23 protein-coding genes are annotated in these 16,269 nt (G+C 66.3%); 11 read left to right on the top strand and 12 right to left on the bottom strand.

Annotated features, from left to right (window positions below; translation table 11 throughout):
- Positions 1-29 precede the first annotated feature (29 nt).
- Complete coding sequence (locus tag AABF56_RS03740) at positions 30-650, top strand: LOG family protein (RefSeq protein WP_245082744.1); 621 nt, start codon at positions 30-32, stop codon at positions 648-650.
- 36 nt (positions 651-686) lie between these two features.
- On the opposite strand, the gene AABF56_RS03735 is transcribed toward AABF56_RS03740, so the two are convergent.
- The 10 genes from AABF56_RS03735 to cysS form a co-directional block, all read right to left on the bottom strand.
- The gene (locus AABF56_RS03735; protein ID WP_272804968.1) at positions 687-1,220 is read right to left on the bottom strand and encodes a GNAT family N-acetyltransferase; all 534 of its coding nucleotides are present in this window, start codon (positions 1,218-1,220) and stop codon (positions 687-689) included.
- 3 nt (positions 1,221-1,223) lie between these two features.
- Positions 1,224-2,168 carry an EamA family transporter RarD gene (gene rarD / locus AABF56_RS03730; RefSeq protein WP_272804967.1) on the bottom strand — a complete coding sequence of 315 codons (945 nt, stop codon included), beginning with the start codon at positions 2,166-2,168 and terminating at the stop codon, positions 1,224-1,226.
- A gap of 108 nt (positions 2,169-2,276) precedes the next feature.
- Positions 2,277-3,893, bottom strand: coding sequence for a citramalate synthase (gene cimA, locus AABF56_RS03725; protein ID WP_272804966.1), 1,617 nt, complete (start codon positions 3,891-3,893; stop codon positions 2,277-2,279).
- A gap of 182 nt (positions 3,894-4,075) precedes the next feature.
- On the bottom strand, positions 4,076-5,035 hold the full coding sequence (pip, locus tag AABF56_RS03720) for a prolyl aminopeptidase (RefSeq protein WP_272804965.1): 960 nt from the start codon (positions 5,033-5,035) through the stop codon (positions 4,076-4,078).
- Positions 5,032-5,514 carry a GFA family protein gene (locus tag AABF56_RS03715; RefSeq protein ID WP_245082733.1) on the bottom strand — a complete coding sequence of 161 codons (483 nt, stop codon included), beginning with the start codon at positions 5,512-5,514 and terminating at the stop codon, positions 5,032-5,034. The genes pip and AABF56_RS03715 overlap by 4 nt, the downstream gene beginning before the upstream one ends.
- Positions 5,515-5,640: 126 nt before the next feature.
- Complete coding sequence (locus AABF56_RS03710) at positions 5,641-6,138, bottom strand: GFA family protein (protein ID WP_272804964.1); 498 nt, start codon at positions 6,136-6,138, stop codon at positions 5,641-5,643.
- Positions 6,135-6,617 carry a GFA family protein gene (locus AABF56_RS03705; protein WP_272804963.1) on the bottom strand — a complete coding sequence of 161 codons (483 nt, stop codon included), beginning with the start codon at positions 6,615-6,617 and terminating at the stop codon, positions 6,135-6,137. The genes AABF56_RS03710 and AABF56_RS03705 overlap by 4 nt, the downstream gene beginning before the upstream one ends.
- On the bottom strand, positions 6,614-7,027 hold the full coding sequence (locus AABF56_RS03700) for a type II toxin-antitoxin system VapC family toxin (RefSeq protein WP_272804962.1): 414 nt from the start codon (positions 7,025-7,027) through the stop codon (positions 6,614-6,616). The genes AABF56_RS03705 and AABF56_RS03700 overlap by 4 nt, the downstream gene beginning before the upstream one ends.
- Positions 7,024-7,296 carry an antitoxin gene (locus tag AABF56_RS03695; RefSeq protein ID WP_272804961.1) on the bottom strand — a complete coding sequence of 91 codons (273 nt, stop codon included), beginning with the start codon at positions 7,294-7,296 and terminating at the stop codon, positions 7,024-7,026. Before AABF56_RS03695 ends, AABF56_RS03700 begins: the two co-directional genes overlap by 4 nt.
- Before the next feature lie 63 nt (positions 7,297-7,359).
- A complete protein-coding gene (gene cysS, locus AABF56_RS03690) occupies positions 7,360-8,793 on the bottom strand; it encodes a cysteine--tRNA ligase (RefSeq protein ID WP_272804960.1) in 1,434 nt (477 codons plus the stop codon).
- Between the two features lie 303 nt (positions 8,794-9,096).
- Here cysS and AABF56_RS03685 point away from each other — a divergent pair, with 303 nt between their 5' ends.
- Both AABF56_RS03685 and AABF56_RS03680 read left to right on the top strand, forming a co-directional pair.
- Positions 9,097-9,222 carry a hypothetical protein gene (locus AABF56_RS03685; RefSeq protein ID WP_272804959.1) on the top strand — a complete coding sequence of 42 codons (126 nt, stop codon included), beginning with the start codon at positions 9,097-9,099 and terminating at the stop codon, positions 9,220-9,222.
- Positions 9,223-9,397: 175 nt separating this feature from the next.
- Positions 9,398-9,580 carry a hypothetical protein gene (locus tag AABF56_RS03680; protein ID WP_245082718.1) on the top strand — a complete coding sequence of 61 codons (183 nt, stop codon included), beginning with the start codon at positions 9,398-9,400 and terminating at the stop codon, positions 9,578-9,580.
- 31 nt (positions 9,581-9,611) lie between these two features.
- Here AABF56_RS03680 and AABF56_RS03675 read toward each other — a convergent pair whose 3' ends face one another.
- Positions 9,612-10,391, bottom strand: coding sequence for an SOS response-associated peptidase (locus AABF56_RS03675; RefSeq protein WP_272804958.1), 780 nt, complete (start codon positions 10,389-10,391; stop codon positions 9,612-9,614).
- Between the two features lie 60 nt (positions 10,392-10,451).
- Here AABF56_RS03675 and AABF56_RS03670 point away from each other — a divergent pair, with 60 nt between their 5' ends.
- The 4 genes from AABF56_RS03670 to AABF56_RS03655 all read left to right on the top strand — a co-directional run bounded on the left by AABF56_RS03670 (position 10,452) and on the right by AABF56_RS03655 (position 12,466).
- Complete coding sequence (locus AABF56_RS03670; RefSeq protein WP_272804957.1) at positions 10,452-10,886, top strand: NUDIX hydrolase; 435 nt, start codon at positions 10,452-10,454, stop codon at positions 10,884-10,886.
- On the top strand, positions 10,883-11,305 hold the full coding sequence (locus AABF56_RS03665; RefSeq protein WP_272804956.1) for a TIGR02301 family protein: 423 nt from the start codon (positions 10,883-10,885) through the stop codon (positions 11,303-11,305). Before AABF56_RS03670 ends, AABF56_RS03665 begins: the two co-directional genes overlap by 4 nt.
- Positions 11,306-11,397: 92 nt before the next feature.
- Positions 11,398-11,667, top strand: a complete 270-nt coding sequence (locus AABF56_RS03660) for a hypothetical protein (RefSeq protein WP_245082708.1) — start codon at positions 11,398-11,400, stop codon at positions 11,665-11,667.
- Positions 11,668-11,683: 16 nt separating this feature from the next.
- A complete protein-coding gene (locus AABF56_RS03655; RefSeq protein WP_272804955.1) occupies positions 11,684-12,466 on the top strand; it encodes a hypothetical protein in 783 nt (260 codons plus the stop codon).
- A 3-nt stretch (positions 12,467-12,469) separates the two neighbouring features.
- On the opposite strand, the gene AABF56_RS03650 is transcribed toward AABF56_RS03655, so the two are convergent.
- Positions 12,470-13,075, bottom strand: coding sequence for a nucleotidyltransferase domain-containing protein (locus AABF56_RS03650; protein WP_272804954.1), 606 nt, complete (start codon positions 13,073-13,075; stop codon positions 12,470-12,472).
- Between the two features lie 171 nt (positions 13,076-13,246).
- On the opposite strand from AABF56_RS03650, the gene ygfZ reads away from it, so the two are divergent.
- The 4 genes from ygfZ to AABF56_RS03630 are packed head-to-tail and all read left to right on the top strand — an operon-like array spanning position 13,247 to position 16,227.
- Complete coding sequence (gene ygfZ, locus AABF56_RS03645; protein WP_272804953.1) at positions 13,247-14,092, top strand: CAF17-like 4Fe-4S cluster assembly/insertion protein YgfZ; 846 nt, start codon at positions 13,247-13,249, stop codon at positions 14,090-14,092.
- Positions 14,089-14,718, top strand: coding sequence for an HD family hydrolase (locus tag AABF56_RS03640; protein WP_272804952.1), 630 nt, complete (start codon positions 14,089-14,091; stop codon positions 14,716-14,718). The genes ygfZ and AABF56_RS03640 overlap by 4 nt, the downstream gene beginning before the upstream one ends.
- Positions 14,719-14,722: 4 nt before the next feature.
- On the top strand, positions 14,723-15,256 hold the full coding sequence (locus AABF56_RS03635) for a tyrosine phosphatase family protein (RefSeq protein WP_272804951.1): 534 nt from the start codon (positions 14,723-14,725) through the stop codon (positions 15,254-15,256).
- Complete coding sequence (locus AABF56_RS03630; protein ID WP_272807430.1) at positions 15,256-16,227, top strand: NUDIX hydrolase; 972 nt, start codon at positions 15,256-15,258, stop codon at positions 16,225-16,227. The genes AABF56_RS03635 and AABF56_RS03630 overlap by 1 nt, the downstream gene beginning before the upstream one ends.
- The last annotated feature ends 42 nt before the right edge of the window (positions 16,228-16,269 follow it).

The raw sequence follows: 16,269 nt of genomic DNA, 5'->3' as shown, positions 1-16,269 counted from the left end.
GGCTGCCGGCCGGATGGCTGAATCCCGTCATGAGCGAACAAACCCTGCCGATTCGATCCGTCTGCGTCTACTGCGGCTCCCAGCCGGGCCGCGAAACCGCCTATGTCGCCGCCGGGCGCCGCCTTGGCCAGGCGATGGCGGAAAACCATCTCCGCCTCGTCTACGGCGGCGGCACGAAGGGCATCATGGGGGCGGTCGCCAGCGGCGTGCTTTCGCATGGCGGCCGCGTCACCGGCATCATACCGCAATTCCTCGTGGATATGGAGGCCACCCGCCATTCGCTCGGCCAGCTCAGCGAGCTGATCGTCACGCCCGACATGCACGAGCGCAAACACAAGATGTTCGAGCGCGCGGACGCCTTCGTGGCGCTGCCGGGCGGCATCGGCACGCTGGAGGAGATCGTCGAGGTGATGACCTGGGCGCAGCTCGGCCGCCACCGCAAGCCGATGATCTTCGCCAATATCGGCGGCTTCTGGGACCCGATGCTGAAACTCATCCGGCATATGGCGGACGAAGGCTTCATCCACACCGCCCATCTCGTCCAGCCGATGGTGATCGACGAGCCGGAGGAGATCGTCGCCGCCCTCGTCGACCATTGGGCGGGCCATGTCGACCGCGAGGGCGAAGCGGACATCATCGCCCGCCTCTGATTTATCGAGAGCCGTGAAAGCCCGCGCGGCGGGCGCTCATTCGCCGCGCTGTTGCGAGCCTTCGATCTCGTACCATACCTCGCCATGCTCGCTGCCCGGGATCGGATCGGGAAAGTCGCCGGAAACCGTTCGGGCGTGCCGCATGCCGATCTTTTCCATTACGCGGCGCGAGGCATGGTTCACCGCCATCGTGGTCGCCACGATCTTTTGATAGCCGGCATGGGCGAAGCCCCAGGAAACGAGCGCGGACGCCCCTTCCGAGGCCAGCCCCCGGCCCCATTCCGCCCGGCGCAGGCGATAGCCGAGCTCCGCCAGCGTCTCGCTTTCCGGCCACAGGCAGAACCACCCGACAAAGACGCCGTCAGCCGTCCGGCACGCCGTCCAGACATAGGGTTCCGTGCCCGTCGGCATGAGGAAGGTCGCGTTCGGGTCGGCCGTTTCGCGATCGACGGCATATCCCCCGTTCAGAAAGCGCATGACCTGCGGATCACGCTCCAGATCGATGAAATCCGCGCGGTCGCCAGGGCGGCAGGGACGGAGCGTCAGGCGCGTCGTCTGCAAGACGGCCATCGTCTATTCCGCCGGCTTGAGCTCAGCCGCCGCAAGGCGCCTTGCCCGCGCCGTGCGCAGCATGGAGCTGGAATAGAGGATAAGCGCGGCCCAGATGAAGGCGAAGGCGATGAGCTTCGTCGTGCCGAAGGGTTCGTCGAAGGCGAAGACGGCGACGATGAAGATCATCGTCGGCGCGATGTACTGCATGATGCCGATGGTGGAAAGGCGCAGCAGTTTCGCGCCATTGGCATAGATCATCAGCGGGACGGCGGTGACGACCCCGGAGGCTAGAAGCCAGAGCACGTCCGCAACGCCCGTATCGCCGAAATGGCCCTGCCCCGAGGATTCGAGCCAGAGGATATAGCCGATCGCGGGGACGCTCAGCAGCAGCACCTCCAGGAAGAAGCCCTGGTTCGGGCCGACCGGCAGCGTCTTGCGGAAGAAGGCGTAGAACCCCCAGGAGATGCAGAGGCCGATGGACACCCACGGCAGGCCGCCGGCATCGAACGCGAGGATCGCCACCGCCAAGGCGGCAAGCCCGATCGCCACCATCTGCGCACGGTCGGGCTTCTCCTTCAGGAGGACGGCGCCGAGGAAGATCGAGAAGAGCGGGTTGATATAGTAGCCGAGCGCCGTCTCGATCGCGCGGCCGGCGCCGATCGCCCAGACATAGATGCCCCAGTTGAAGGTGATGAGCGTCGCCGTCAGCGTCGCCATGGCCAGCATGCGCGGCGAGCGCAGCGCCGCCTTGATATCGGCGGTGCGGCCGAGCCAGACGAGCACCAGGCCGGCAAGCGGCACGGACCAGACGATGCGGTGCGCCACCACCTCGGAGGCGGGAATGTGGGCAACGGCCTTCATGAAGAAGGGCAGGAACCCCCAGAGCACATAGGCCGTCAAGGCGAAGGCGAAACCGCGCGGCGAATCGCCGGTCTCGAGGCCGCTGGTGGATTTTGCATCGGCCATGGTGTGGCATCCCGTTATTTTATGGATTTTCCGTCGGGATACTCCAAAGGACGGTTATGCACCAATTCATTCCGGTGAAGGGACGATGAGTGCCGCTGAACCTTGCCCCTACTCCGCCGCCGCGCGCCCCGCCTCGCCACGGTTCTTCATGAGCTTGTAGACGATGGAATCCATCAGCGCCTGGAAGGAGGCGTCGATGATGTTGTCGGAAACGCCGACCGTCCACCAGCGTGCACCCGTCGCATCGGTCGATTCGATCAGCACGCGGGTGATGGCCTCGGTGCCGCCATTGAGGATGCGCACCTTGTAGTCCGCCAGTTCCAGATCGGCGATCTCGGCCTGGAACTTGCCGAGGTCCTTGCGCAGCGCAAGGTCGAGCGCGTTGACCGGGCCATGCCCTTCCGCGACCGACATCATCGTCTCGCCGTCGACGATGACGCGCACGACCGCCTCCGACACGGTCTTGAGCTGGCCGTTGGCGTCGTAGCGGCGCTCGACCATCACGCGGAAGCTCTCGACGTGGAAGAAATCCGGCACCGTGCCGAGCGTGCGGTAGGCGAGCAGCGCGAAGCTCGCATCCGCGCCCTCATAGGCATAGCCCGTCGCTTCGCGCTCCTTGACGATCTGGATGAGGCGGTCGAGCTTCGGATCGTCCTTGCCGACGGCGATGCCGCGCAGCTTCAGCGCATTGATGAAATTAGCCTTGCCGCCCTGGTCGGACACCATGACCTTGCGCAGGTTGCCGACGCTTTCCGGCGTCACATGCTCGTAGGTGCGCGGGTCCTTCAGGAGCGCCGAGGCGTGGATGCCGGCCTTGGTGGCGAAGGCGGACGCCCCGACATAGGGCGCCTGATGGTCCGGCGAACGGTTCAGCAGCTCGTCGAAGGTATGCGCCAGCTTGGTGAGGCCGGTGAGGTCCTCCGTGTCGATGCCGATCGAAAAGCGCTCCGCATAGGCTTCCTTCAGCGCCAGCGTCGGGATCAGCGTCACCAGATTGGCATTGCCGCAGCGCTCGCCGATGCCGTTCAGCGTGCCCTGGATCTGGCGCACGCCGGCCTCGACGGCGGCCAGCGAATTGGCGACGGCCTGTCCCGTGTCGTTGTGGGCGTGGATGCCGAGGTTCTCGCCCGGCACGCCGGCGGCGATCACCGCCCCGACAATCGCCTGCACCTCGGAGGGCTGCGTGCCGCCATTGGTGTCGCACAGCACCACCCAGCGGGCGCCGGAGGCATAGGCCGTGGTGGCACAGGCCAGCGCATAGTCCGGGTTGGCCTTGTAGCCGTCGAAGAAATGCTCGCAGTCGACCATGGCTTCGCGGCCGGAGGCGACGACGGCCTTCACCGATTCGGCGATGCTCGTCAGGTTCTCCTCGTTGGAACAGCCGAGCGCCACGCGCACATGATAGTCCCAGCTCTTGGCGACAAGACAGATCGCGTCGCTCTTCGAATCGAGGAGCGCGGCAAGGCCCGGATCGTTCGAGGCCGAGATACCGGCACGCTTCGTCATGCCGAAGGCGACGAATTTCGCGCGGCCGGTGCGCTTCTTGGCGAAGAAAGCCGTATCCGTCGGGTTGGCGCCCGGATAACCGCCCTCGACATAGTCCAGGCCGAACGCATCCAGCAGGCCGGCAATGGCGATCTTGTCCTCGACGGAAAAGTCGATGCCGGGCGTCTGCTGGCCGTCACGAAGCGTGGTGTCGAAAAGGTAGATACGGTCTTTTTTCATCTGTTCCCTCCCTGGGAACCCATTGAACATGTCAGGTCCGCCCCTCATCCGGCTGCCGCCACCTTCTCCCCGCAAGCGGGGAGAAGGAATATGCCGCACCGGTTTCCTCCAGCCCGAATCTCGCGTTCGGCACGTCCCCTCTCCCCGCCTGCAGTGAGAGGGTCAGGGTGAGGGGCAGCCTCTCAGATCTTCCCCGCGAACTTGTCCGTCGCGTAGATCAGCCGGTCGAGGATGCCGGGCTCCGAATAGGCGTGGCCTGCCCCCTCGATGAGGTAGAACTCCGCCTCCGGCCAGGCCTTGTGCAAGGCCCAGGCCTGCTTTGCCGGGCATGGCATGTCGTAGCGCCCGTGCACGATGAGGCCGGGAATGCCCTGCAGCCTGTGCGCGTCGCGCAGGAGCTGCCCCTCCTCCAGCCAGCCGGCATTGACGAAGAAGTGGTTCTCGATGCGGGCGAAGGCATGGGCGAACTCGTCCTCGCCGAACTTGTCGCTCGTCGAAGGCTCCGGCAGCAGCGTGATGGTTTCGCCTTCCCACAGGCTCCAGGCCCTGGCGGCGGCGATGCGCGTCGCCTTGTCGTCGCTCGTCAGGCGGCGATGATAGGCATGCATCATCTCGTGCCGCTCTTCCGGCGGGATGGGCGCGATGAAGCGCTCCCACTTGTCCGGGAACATCTCCGAGACGCCGAACTGGTAGTACCAGTCGAGCTCGGCCCTGGTGAGGGTATAGATGCCGCGCACCACGAGCTCCGACACCCGCTCCGGGTATTTTTCCGCATAGGCGAGCGCCAGCGTCGAGCCCCAGGAGCCGCCGAAGACCAGCCACTTTTCCGCCCCGGCCATGACGCGCAGCCGCTCGATATCGGAAACGAGATGCCAGGTCGTGTTGGCCTCCAGTTCCGCATGCGGCGTGGACTTGCCGCAGCCGCGCTGGTCGAACAGCGTCACGTCGTAGAGTTTGGGATCGAACAGGCGGCGGTGGCTCGGCGAGATCGTGCCGCCCGGGCCGCCATGCAGGAAGACGGCCGGCTTGGCGCCGGGCGTTCCGACGCGTTCCCAGTAGATGCTGTGCCCATCGCCGACATCGAGATGGCCGCAGGCATAGGGTTCGATTTCGGAATAGAGGCTACGCAGGGTCTCGCTCATAATTTCATTCCGTGGGCAGGCCAGTTTTCGGTTTCATGGTCGGGGTGCTGGAAGGAGATGATCTTTTCCTGCTGGCTGTAATAGTCCGGGTCCTGGTGAACGGGCGCGGAAAAGATCGTGTCGACCCAGGCAAGCCGTGCGTCGAAATTCACCTGGATCTGCGGGGCGAGGTCGTCGCGCTTGTCGAAGGCGCCGATGGCGATCTCCAGCCCGCCGGGATGTCTGTAGGTGAGAGGCGTGCCGCATTGCCTGCAGAAGCCGCGGTCGATGTTGATCGAGGACTGGAAATAGGCCGGCTCGTCGCGCGGCCATTCCACCTCGCCCTTGACGGTGACGAGCGGGCCGAAGAAGCCGCCGAACTGCTTCTGGCACATGCGGCAATGGCAGATCGACGGGCGGCCGAGTCCGCCCTTGATGCGGAAACGCACGGCGCCGCACTGGCAGCCCCCGGTTCTTGTCTCTTCCTGTTCGACGCTCATGACGGCTCCTTCAACGATAGGCGGAATAGACGACGACGGCGACCACCACGGCGGTGATCAGGATCAGCTTGCCGGCGATGAGATAGAGCCACTTGCGGGGAAAGCCGAGTTCCGGCCGGGGCGCGGTCATGGAATGTCCTCCGGCGGCCAATGGTCCGTGTCATAGTCGGGATGCTGGCGGTTGGAGGCGCGAACAACGATATGGCGCGCCGCGCCGAACTCCCCTTCGTCGCTCTCGCTCTCGGGCAGCTTCGCCAGTTGCGCGAACCAGACGAGGCGCGATTCGACGCCCGCCTGGGCGATCGGGCGCACGTCGTCCGGGTCGTCGAGCGAGCCGAGCGTCACGTTGATATGGTCGGCGGCGAGCGCATCGTAGAACAGCGGCGTGCCGCAATCGCGACAGAAGCCGCGGCGCACGATCTCCGAGGACTGGAACCAGCCGGCCTCGCCGCGCGTCATGGAGAAACGGTCGCGCGGCGCATTGGCGAGTGGCAGGAAATAGTTGCCGGCCGCCTTCTGGCACATGCGGCAATGGCAAAGATGCGGATCGCCGAGCGTGCCCTCGACCCGGTAGCGCACCGCGCCGCACTGGCAGCCACCGGTATAGATGCGTGAAATGCTCATGGCTCGCGCTCCGGCGGCCATGCTTCCGTGTCATGGTCCGGGTGCTGGTAGGAGACGAGGTCGGCGAGGAAGGACGCCGCATCCTGGTCCGCCATCGTCTCCTCGCCCGGCAGTCCGGAGATCGCGTCCACATAGGGCAGCTTGGCCTCGATGCCCCACTGGATGCGCGGGGCGATCCCGGCCGGATCGTCGAAGGCGGCGATGGTCAGCGCCACGCCGTCCGGCGCCTCGTAGGTCAGCGGCGTGCCGCAATCGCCGCAGAAGCCGCGATAGCCGTGGTTCGACGAGCGGAACCGCTTCGGCTCCCCCCGCGTCCAGGTGAGCTTCGCCTGCCGCACCGAGACCAGCGGCAGATAGAAATTGCCGCTCGCCTTCTGGCACATGCGGCAATGGCAGACCGACGCATCGCCAAGCGTCCCCTCGACATGAAAGCGCACGGCACCGCACTGGCAGCCGCCTGTATAGAAGGGTGTGGTCATGGACCTGCCTCTAGCCAGTTCTCGACCTTCAGGCCCTCGACACGCGAGAATTCACGGACATTGGCGGTGACGAGCGTGAGTTCCAGCGAGAGAGCATGGGCGGCGATGAAAAGGTCCGTATAGCCAATCGGCTGGCCTCTTCTCTCCAGTGCATCGCGCGTTTGCGCATAAGCGAAGGAAACGGGCGTATCATAGGGGAGGATCGCGATCTCCCCTAGAACGGCCTCGACACGACGGGCGAGCGAAACCGCTCCCCTTTTCCGCAGACCGTAACGCAGCTCCGAAACCACGATGGCGCTTGTGCACAATGCGTCCGGCGCGGCCTTCACCCGGTCAGCGAGCGTCCCATCAGGATTGCGGACCATCTCCGAGATGGCATTCGTATCGAGCATGTAGCGAAAGGCCGTCACAGCTCGACATCCTCCGGCGGCGGCTGGGTCTCGTCGAGTTCCGGAAAGTCCCCTTCCCAGGTTTCGAAGGTCGCCAACAACGCGGCGAGCCCCATTTTCTTCGGCTTTGGCTCGATGATGAGACGGTCACCTTCCTTGTGCATGACCGCCTCGTTTCCCGGCAGTTCGAATTCCACCGGAATCCGGACGGCCTGGTTGCGGCCGTTACGGAAGAGCTTCACCTCCCGCCCCTGCACCGCATCAGGCGCTTCCTTAGGTCTTGCATTCATCGTGACCTCCATCATCCAAAGGCATAGGCCTAAGCATATGCCTCTACCAAAGCAGACACAACCTCACCGCTTCACCTCCCACGTCGTCACGCGCTCGCCCGTCCCGGGATCCTTGCCGTCCTTCAGCTGGATGCCCTTTTCGGCGAGGTCGTCGCGGATCTTGTCCGCTTCGGCGAAGTTCTTCGCCTTCAGCATTTCGAGGCGGAGCTGGATGAGCGTTTCGATACTGTCCTCGAGCGCCTTGGAAACCTCGGCCTTCTTCGGCAGGACGCCGAGCAGCTCGGCGCTGGCGGCGAAGACCGGCAGCATCAGCGGATCGGCATTGGCGCACTGGGCGAGCGCGTGCAGCGCCTGCACGGCCGCGACGGTGTTGAGATCGTCGAGGAGCGGCGCGCGCACGCTTTCGTCCACGCGGCCCTCGGCCGGATTGCCGCCGGCGGGCCATTTGGCGAGCAGGCGTTCGGCCTCCTCCAGCCGCTTGACGCTGAAATCGATCGGCTCGCGATAGTGCGTCATCAGCATGGCGAGGCGCAGCACCTCGCCGGGCCACTTGCGGCCACCGAACTTCTCCTCGTGCAGGAGTTCCGAGATCGTGAAGAAATTGCCCTCGGACTTCGACATCTTGCGGCCCTCGACCTGCAGGAAGCCGTTGTGCATCCAGACATTCGACATGACCGGCGTGCCATGCGCGCAGCGCGACTGGGCGATCTCGTTCTCGTGATGCGGGAAGATGAGATCGAGGCCGCCGCCGTGGATGTCGAAGGTCTCGCCGAGATAGGCGGCGGACATGGCGGAGCACTCGATGTGCCAGCCCGGGCGGCCGCGGCCCCAAGGGCTTTCCCAGCCGGGCTCCTCCGGCGAGGAGAGCTTCCAGAGCACGAAATCGCCGGGATTCCTCTTGTGCGCGTCGACGGCGACGCGGGCGCCCGCCTGCTGTTCGTCGAGATTGCGCTTGGAAAGCTGGCCGTAGTCGGCCATGGATTGCGTGTCGAACAGCACCTCGCCGCCCGCCTGGTAGGCGTGGCCGCGCTCGATGAGGCGCTCGATCAGCGTGATCATGTCCACCTTGCCGTCGCCGCGCGGCTGGACGAACTCGGTGGCGCGCGGCTCGTGCGTCGGCTGCATGGCGCTGAGCGCGGCGATGTCCGCGTGGAACTGGTTCGCCGTCTTCTCCGTCACCCGGCGGATCGCCTCGTTGAGCGAGAGCCTGCCGTCCTCGATCTCCTTTCCGAAATCGCGCAGCGCCCGGGCGTTGATCTTGTCGTCGACGTCGGTGATGTTGCGGGCATAGGTGACGTGGTCCTCGCCGTAGACATGGCGCAGGAGGCGGAACAGCACGTCGAAGACGATGACCGGCCGCGCATTGCCGATATGGGCGAAGTCGTAGACCGTCGGGCCGCAGACATACATGCGCACATTGTCGGGATCGATGGGAGCGAAGGGCTCCTTCGAGCGCGTGAGCGTGTTGTACAGCGTCAGGACCGGCTTTTCGGCCATAGAAATCTCCCCAAAGGCGTAGACCCGGCTGGCCGGGGCGTTGTCATCCGGGGATTTTGAGGGACGAAAACGGCCGGGCCAGCGCGTGCGCTAGCGAATAATGCTCCAGCGAATGCAGAGTACCGTTTTCATGGCCTGCTTTATCGCGCCGCGCGTGCGTCCGGTCAAGCGGGCGCGGCGCCTTCCGGGACGAAATTCTCGCCGAGGCTCCACTGTTCCCGCGGTGACACACCCGCCCCTGCCGGCATGGGAAAAGAAGGACGAGGCCGGCATAACCCGCCGGCGGACAGAAGGGACAGGACCATGAAGACCCGAAAGACAGACATGCGCCCCGAGACCGACCTTGCCACCCGCTACAATCCGATCGGCATCCGCGCCGTCGCCGCAGCCACACTGATGGCAAGGGGTCGGCCGGCCCCGAGGAAATGAATGTTTGCGGCCGTCACAATATTTGATCGTGAAAACCTGTCTTTTCAGTCGCTTGCCGCAGAGCGATCAAAGTTTGAGCAGAATTTGGCCGAATGGGTCGCGTAAATGCATAGCGCATTGGGGGTAGCAACCGGGGGAAACAGACGGGGCTGCCTGACACTTCAGGAGAAAGACGATGTCGACCGTAAGGAAGCAGCCGCTGCAGAACCCTGCAGCAAACGAAAACCTGCAGGCGCGCTACAAGCCGCTCGGCCTGCCCGCCGTGGTGGCTGCCACGCGCTGCAAGCCCGAAGCGAAGACCGAGGTCAAGCGTCCCAAGCGCGATATCCCGGCCGTGCTTCAGCCGCTCTACGACTGAGCCGCTTCGAGGCCACTTCGCCGGTATGAAATCAGAACAGCGAAAGCTGGTCGGATGACGATGGGGGCGCGTCCGCGCCCTTTTTCTTTTCCGCAGGCGCCTCTTCGGCCCGCTCTTCCACCGGCTCCAGGATATCCGGCCCCATATTGGCGACCTTGCCCACCTTGTCGGACACCGGGATCGCCTCGAAGAAGCCGTCGTCGATCGGCTTCATCAGATCGGTCACGTCGCGCGGCTCCTGCGTCTTGCAGTCGAGCCAGCGCGAAAAATCCTCCCGGCGGATGACGACGGGCATGCGGTCGTGGATGCGGGCGATGTCGTTGTTCGCCGCCGTCGTCAGGATCGCGCCGGTATCGACCTCCGAGCCGTCGGCGGACGACCATGTCTCCACCAGCCCGGCAAAGGCGAGGATCTCGCCTTTCTTCGGGCGGATCCAGTAGGCCTGCGCCTTGCCGCCCTTGCCCTCCGGCCGGCGCCATTCGAAGAAACCGGAGGCCGGCACGAGGACGCGGCGATGGCGCATGGCGGCGCGGAAGGAGGCCTTGCCGATCGCCGTCTCGGCACGCGCATTGATGAGCAGCGGGAAGTCGCGCGGGTCCTTCACCCAGCCGGGCATGAAGCCCCAGCGCACCAGCATGGCCTTGCGCTCCGGCAGGTTGCTGCCGGGCTGTTGCCGTTCGCCCGCGACGATGACCAGGATCGGCTGCGTCGGGGCGATGTTGTAGCGCTCCGGCAGGTCGTCCAGTTCGGCGAGGTCGAAATAGTCGCGCGCAAGATCCCGCTTGGCCAGCAATGCAAATCGTCCACACATGGCATCGTCATCGCACTTTGCCTATAAGGGGTCAATCGAGCGCAACCGGACCGGACCGCGATGAAGATATCCAAGACGCCCCAGCCCGCCTCCTCCGCCATCATCGAGCGCGACGGACGCTATCTCCTGGTCCTGCGCAGCAACCCGCCCTCGGCCGACATGTACGCCTTTCCCGGCGGACGCGGCGAAGAGGGCGAGACGCCGGCCGAGACGGCGCTGCGCGAACTCTTCGAGGAGACCGGCATCCGCGCCGAAAAACCCAAGCTTTTCGCGACCTACGACCTGCCCGGCCGCGAGGACGGCCCCGGCAGCCCGTCGTTCCGCCTCTCGGTCTTCAAGGTGGAGGCGGATGCCACGGCCATCGCCGTCGCTTCGGACGATGCGGCGGCGGTCGGCTGGTATACGGCCGAGGAAATAAAGACGCTGCCGGCGCCGGACAGCGTGCGCGAGTGCATCCGGCGGCTCGAGGCGGAACGGACGGGGCAGGACGCATGACGGTGATTCGGCTCGCCCTCCTCCTCGGCCTGGCGCTTGCCGCGCCCGCCTTTGCCCAGCAGGCGAAGGGCGACGCGAAGGAAACGCCGCCGGCAGCGGCCGTCGAGGAAAAGCCGGCGCCCTATGACGAACGGCTGGAACGGCTCTCGGAAATCCTCGGCGCCGTGCACTACCTGCGCAATCTGTGCATGGACAAGCCGGAGGACGGCTGGCGGGCCTCCATGCAGCGCCTCATCGAGCTGGAAGCTGCCAACGAGCCGAAAAGACAGGAAAAACTGACCGCGGCATTCAACCGTGGATATCGTTCCTTCGCCGCCATCTATACCGCTTGCACCGACTCGGCCGTTGTCGCAGAAGAGAGATACCGTAACGAAGGTGCAACACTTGCCACAGAAATTACCGCGCGCTTCGGAAATTAGCGGTTAATTAACCTCTTTTTACAGGACCCAGTGCCGTTTTGGGAAAAGGCTGCTAAGGTCGTTAACAGTCAAGTAAGAACTGAATGCCTCGCATGGACCGATCAATGGAACCTACTCTCAACGATATCGACGAGATGATCGTGCACGAGAAGATGCAGGCCGCTCTGGAACACCAGAACGAGGCTTGGGCCGACGGCATGGCTGATGGCATCGAACCGGAAATCATCGCCGATGCCGCGATCGCGCTTGCCATGCGCGAAACGATCCGCATCCATGGCGAACGTGGCGCGGAGGCGATGCTCGAATCGCTGCGCGAGCGCATGCTGGCCGGAGAATTCTCCCCCGAGCGCATCCTGCAATAGGCTGGAAAGACAGGTCATGCAGACGTCGACTGGCGGCAAAACGCTGTTTCGCAGCAGCCTCATCGTATTGTCGGTGCTTTTCACGACGGCGGCGCTGGTGGCGCCCGCCCGGCCCGCCTTCGCCCTCAGCGAACTGAAGAACGAGCAGGGCCAGGTGCAGCAGAAGCCGGCCGAGGGCAGCGAGACACCGCCCGTCGAGGAGGAGCAGGAAGAAACCGACCCCCTCGAACTGCCGATGCCCGACCCGCTGATTCGCCGCAACGAAGCCGTGACCGAACCCTCGGACGGCACGCCCGCCGCGGACGACAAGGCCGCCGACGAGCCCGAGGTTCCGGTCGAGTTCCTTTCCGACATCGCCAAGGCGCCGGAGCCCGTGCGCCGCATGCGCGAGCTCATCGTGGAGGCCGCCGCCTCCGGCGATATCGAGCGCCTGCGCCCCCTGCTCGGCAAGGGCATGACGGAAACGCAGGTCTCCATCGTCGAGACCGACGAAGGCCCTGTCGAGACCCTCAAGGGCCAGTCGGGCGACGACGAAGGCATCGAGGTGCTGGCGATCCTGCTCGACGTGCTGGCGACCGGCTTCGTGCATGTCGGCAAGGGCACGGCGGACGAGCTTTATGTCTGGCCCTACTTCGCCGAAAAGCCGCTCGCAACGCTGACGCCACCGGAAAAGGTGGATCTGCTGCGCATCGTGACGGCCGGCGATTTCGCCGACATGAAGGAATTCGGCAGCTACAATTTCTACCGCGTCGGCATCACACCGGATGGCCAGTGGAAGTTCTTCGTCACCGGCGACTGAGCCTTACAGGGCCTTGCTCCAGGCATGATCGGGATGGGCCAGCGCGAGGCCGGCCTTCAGCCAGCGCCGCTCGGCCGCGTCAAGCCGCGGCAGCGCCCTTGCGAAATCCGCCTCGTCCTTGCCGCGCCGGTACTTTGCCTTGAAGAGCAGGATGATCTCGGGCGCGAGATAGGCGATGCCATCGGCGGTCCTGCGCACGGCCTCGGCGCGCGGCCGGCGGATCGACGGGTCGCGCTTGTAGACCCAGGTCTCCGGCGTGCCGTCCTCCAGCATCATGTCGACACGCCAGCAGCCCGCCGCCACATCCTCGCACCAGACCTGCGCGATGCCTGACGGCGGCATCTCGTCCGGACCGAGCGGCTCGACATGGCCATCGCCGGCCGCATGAAGGCGCAGGCCCGGCAAGGCCGCGCGGAAATGGATGAAGTCGGCGCGCAGGATAGTGAATTCGAGGTCCTCGTGCGGGCGCGTCTCCTCCCCGTGCCAGAGATCGAGCGCCCAGCCGCCCGCGACGCACCAGGGCCGCGCGATGCCGGCAAGCCGGCGGGCGAGCTCCCGCGGATGCCAGGCGGCCCATGCATCGTGGGGAAGTGCCGTTGCGGCGGTCATGGCGGAGCCCCTGTCCTCTCGTGGCCGTCCTTCTCCCCCATCCGGAAGCAGGGGGCAAGACGGCACGACCTTGCGAAAGGCGCCCGGTCGTTCTACCTCTGTTTCAACGGGTGCGATCATGCACCGCCCGCTGCCGCATGGTGCCGGCGGGCGCAAACCCTGGATCGAATCATGCCTTCCGTCACGCTTTCCGGCCGCGCCTTCCTCCGCATTTCCGGTGCCGATGCCGAAACCTTCCTGCAATCGCTCATCACCACCAACCTGCCCGACCTCTCGGCCGGCGAGATCCGTCCCGGCGCCCTTTTGACGCCGCAGGGCAAGATCCTGTTCGACTTCCTGATAAGCCGCGACGGCGACGGCGCCTTCCTGGTCGAGACGGCGGACGAGCAGCGCGATGCGCTTCTGAAGCGGCTGACCATGTACAAGCTGCGCGCCGCGGTCGATCTCGCCGCCGTCGAGGGGAACGCGGTGACGACAAGCTGGGACGCCGCCGAGGCGGATGCCCCGCAGGACGGCCGCTTCGCGAAGGCAGGCCTTGCCGTCTCCCGCCGCCCGGGCACGGGCGGCAGCGACGACCCGGCGCTTTACGAAACCCTGCGCATCGGCGCCGGGCTCGTCGAAGCCGGCCGCGACTATGCGCTCGGCGATGCCTTCCCGCACGACGTGCTGCTTGACCTCACCGGCGGCCTTTCCTTCCGCCAGGGCTGCTATGTCGGCCAGGAGGTCGTCTCCCGCATGCAGCACCGCGGCACAGCGCGCCGCCGCCCCGTCATCGTCAGCGGCGAGACCGCCCTTCCCGCCACGGGCACCGAGCTTCTGGCCGGCGGCAAGCCGATCGGCACGCTCGGCAGCGTGTCCGGCACGCGCGGCCTTGCCATCGTGCGCATCGACCGCGCGGCCGACGCCATCCATGGCGGCACGCCGATCACCGCCGACGGCATGCCCGTCACCGTCGCCCTGCCGCAGTGGACGGGCCTTGCCTTCCCGCAGGAAACCGCCGAGGTGCCGGCGCAATGAGCGGAGCCGCCCGCGCCAAGACGGAGCCCCGGGCCTGGCAGCGCATGCTGTCCGGCCGCCGCCTCGACCTGCTCAATCCCTCGCCGCTCGACATCGAACTGTCCGACATCGCGCACGGGCTTGCCCGTGTCGCGCGCTGGAACGGCCAGACCAATGGCGACCATGCCTTTTCGGTCGCGCAGCATTCGCTGGTCGTCGAGGCGATCTTTCGCCGGCAGAACCGCTGCAATGCCGACGACTGCCTGATGGCGCTGCTGCACGACGCGCCGGAATACGTGATCGGCGACATGATCTCGCCCTTCAAGGCGGTGGTCGGCGGCGGCTACAAGACGGTGGAGAAGCGGCTGGAGGCGGCCGTGCACCTGCGCTTCGGCCTGCCGCCCGCCACCCCCGCGAGCCTGAAGGCCAGGATCAAGAAGGCCGACCAGGTCGCCGCCTTCTTCGAGGCGACGGAGCTTGCCGGCTTCTCCCATGCCGAGGCGGTCAAGTTCTTCGGCGCGCCGCGCGGCATCACGCTGGAGATGATCGAGATCGCGCCGTTGCCCGCCACCCTCGCGCAGCAGCGCTTCGCCGATCGCTTCGAAGCGCTGGAGCGGGAGCGCGGCCCGCTCGCCGCGGCGGTGTGACGCGATGGGTACGATCGTCGTCGCGCCGCTCGGAAAGATCGCGGAACTGGCCGTGCGCCACCGCTGCCGCGACATGCTGAGCCTTGTCGCGCCGAAGCAGAATTTCCACCGCCCGGCCATCATCGCCGCCGATCGCCACCTGATCGTCGGCGTCAACGACATCGCCTTTGCCGGCACCGGCAGCCTCGTCGCGCCCGGCGAGGAACATGTGGCCGCGATCGTCGGCTTTGCGCGCGGCTGGGACCGGCAGGCGCCGCTGCTCGTCCATTGCATGATGGGCGTTTCCCGCTCCCCCGCCGCCGCGCTGATCGCCGCGCTCGCCGTGGAGCCGGACCAGGACGAGCACGACCTCGCAATGCGCCTTCGCCGCGCCTCCGTGCAGGCGACGCCGAATGCCCGGCTGATCGAGATCGGCGACCATGTGCTGTCGCGCGGCGGGCGGCTCGTCGCCGCCGTCCGGGCCATCGGCCGCGGAGCCGACTATGTCGGCGACAGCCCCTTCGTCTTTTCCGCCGCGCCGCAGACGCTGCAGCCATGATGGAGAGCCGCGCCCGCCCGCCGGTCGAGATCGGCCTCAACGCGGCGGTCGTCGCGATTTCCGGCCGCAACCCCTGCATCCTCGCCATCGGCGGGGGCGCGGGCGGCCGAGACGCCCTGCCCTTCGGCCCCTTCGACCCGCACCAGCACCGCACCTTCGAGACGAGCCTGCGCGCCAGCGTCGAGGCGCAGACAGCGCTGAAGCTCGGCTATATCGAGCAGCTCTACACCTTCGGCGACCGCGGCCGCCAGAAGCTGCCGGACGAGGCCGGCACGCACATGGTCTCCGTCGGCTATATCGCGCTTACCCGCACCGATGCGGAGGCGAACGAGCGGCTGGCGGAAGCCGGCGCCGCCTGGCGCGACTGGTACACCTACCTTCCTTGGGAGGACTGGCGGCAGGGACGGCCGGCGCTGATCGACCAGCTCATCCTGCCCGCCCTGAAGGCCTTTGCGGCCGACAACACGCGTGAGGAACGGGCAAGCGCCCTGCCCTCGATGCGCACGCGCCTGCGCCTCGCCTTCGGCCTCGACGACTTCCCCTGGGACGAGGAGCGCGTGCTGGAACGCTACGAGCTTCTCTACGAGGCCGGCCTTGCCGAGGAGGCGGTGACGGACGGGCGCACCGGATCGTGCCATCCCGCGCCCGGCGTCGCCATGCGCCACGACCACCGCCGGATCCTTGCGACCGCGATGGCGCGGCTGCGCGGCAAGATCAAGTACCGCCCGGTGATCTTCGAGCTGATGGCGCCGGAATTCACGCTCACGGAGCTGCAGGCGACGGTGGAGGCGATCTCCGGACGGCACCTGCACAAGCAGAACTTCCGCCGGCTGGTCGAGGGCGCCGAACTGGTCGAGGCGACGGGCGGGTCCACCGCCGCCACCGGCGGGCGCCCCGCCGCGCTCTTCCGCTTCCGCCGCCGCATTCTCGAGGAGCGTCCCGCGCCGGGGCTCAAGGTCGGCATGCGCTAGAGCAATTCCAGCCGGAACTTATCCTGCATCCTGCCATTCCCC

Source organism: Shinella sp. WSC3-e, from assembly GCF_945994535.1.
GTDB classification, from domain to species: Bacteria; Pseudomonadota; Alphaproteobacteria; order Rhizobiales; family Rhizobiaceae; genus Shinella; species Shinella yambaruensis.
Note: the sequence above shows the minus strand (reverse complement) of the source record. Positions and strands in the feature narration are given on the sequence as shown.

What these genes read in the sequence shown, in the direction of transcription:
- AABF56_RS03740 (WP_245082744.1), top strand. Translation starts at nt 30, where the DNA reads ATGAGCGAACAAACCCTGCCGATTCGATCCGTCTGCGTCTACTGCGGC.
- AABF56_RS03735 (WP_272804968.1), bottom strand. Translation starts at nt 1,220, where the DNA reads ATGGCCGTCTTGCAGACGACGCGCCTGACGCTCCGTCCCTGCCGCCCT.
- rarD (WP_272804967.1), bottom strand. Translation starts at nt 2,168, where the DNA reads ATGGCCGATGCAAAATCCACCAGCGGCCTCGAGACCGGCGATTCGCCG.
- cimA (WP_272804966.1), bottom strand. Translation starts at nt 3,893, where the DNA reads ATGAAAAAAGACCGTATCTACCTTTTCGACACCACGCTTCGTGACGGC.
- pip (WP_272804965.1), bottom strand. Translation starts at nt 5,035, where the DNA reads ATGAGCGAGACCCTGCGTAGCCTCTATTCCGAAATCGAACCCTATGCC.
- AABF56_RS03715 (WP_245082733.1), bottom strand. Translation starts at nt 5,514, where the DNA reads ATGAGCGTCGAACAGGAAGAGACAAGAACCGGGGGCTGCCAGTGCGGC.
- AABF56_RS03710 (WP_272804964.1), bottom strand. Translation starts at nt 6,138, where the DNA reads ATGAGCATTTCACGCATCTATACCGGTGGCTGCCAGTGCGGCGCGGTG.
- AABF56_RS03705 (WP_272804963.1), bottom strand. Translation starts at nt 6,617, where the DNA reads ATGACCACACCCTTCTATACAGGCGGCTGCCAGTGCGGTGCCGTGCGC.
- AABF56_RS03695 (WP_272804961.1), bottom strand. Translation starts at nt 7,296, where the DNA reads ATGAATGCAAGACCTAAGGAAGCGCCTGATGCGGTGCAGGGGCGGGAG.
- cysS (WP_272804960.1), bottom strand. Translation starts at nt 8,793, where the DNA reads ATGGCCGAAAAGCCGGTCCTGACGCTGTACAACACGCTCACGCGCTCG.
- AABF56_RS03685 (WP_272804959.1), top strand. Translation starts at nt 9,097, where the DNA reads ATGAAGACCCGAAAGACAGACATGCGCCCCGAGACCGACCTTGCCACC.
- AABF56_RS03680 (WP_245082718.1), top strand. Translation starts at nt 9,398, where the DNA reads ATGTCGACCGTAAGGAAGCAGCCGCTGCAGAACCCTGCAGCAAACGAA.
- AABF56_RS03675 (WP_272804958.1), bottom strand. Translation starts at nt 10,391, where the DNA reads ATGTGTGGACGATTTGCATTGCTGGCCAAGCGGGATCTTGCGCGCGAC.
- AABF56_RS03670 (WP_272804957.1), top strand. Translation starts at nt 10,452, where the DNA reads ATGAAGATATCCAAGACGCCCCAGCCCGCCTCCTCCGCCATCATCGAG.
- AABF56_RS03665 (WP_272804956.1), top strand. Translation starts at nt 10,883, where the DNA reads ATGACGGTGATTCGGCTCGCCCTCCTCCTCGGCCTGGCGCTTGCCGCG.
- AABF56_RS03660 (WP_245082708.1), top strand. Translation starts at nt 11,398, where the DNA reads ATGGACCGATCAATGGAACCTACTCTCAACGATATCGACGAGATGATC.
- AABF56_RS03655 (WP_272804955.1), top strand. Translation starts at nt 11,684, where the DNA reads ATGCAGACGTCGACTGGCGGCAAAACGCTGTTTCGCAGCAGCCTCATC.
- AABF56_RS03650 (WP_272804954.1), bottom strand. Translation starts at nt 13,075, where the DNA reads ATGACCGCCGCAACGGCACTTCCCCACGATGCATGGGCCGCCTGGCAT.
- ygfZ (WP_272804953.1), top strand. Translation starts at nt 13,247, where the DNA reads ATGCCTTCCGTCACGCTTTCCGGCCGCGCCTTCCTCCGCATTTCCGGT.
- AABF56_RS03640 (WP_272804952.1), top strand. Translation starts at nt 14,089, where the DNA reads ATGAGCGGAGCCGCCCGCGCCAAGACGGAGCCCCGGGCCTGGCAGCGC.
- AABF56_RS03635 (WP_272804951.1), top strand. Translation starts at nt 14,723, where the DNA reads ATGGGTACGATCGTCGTCGCGCCGCTCGGAAAGATCGCGGAACTGGCC.
- AABF56_RS03630 (WP_272807430.1), top strand. Translation starts at nt 15,256, where the DNA reads ATGGAGAGCCGCGCCCGCCCGCCGGTCGAGATCGGCCTCAACGCGGCG.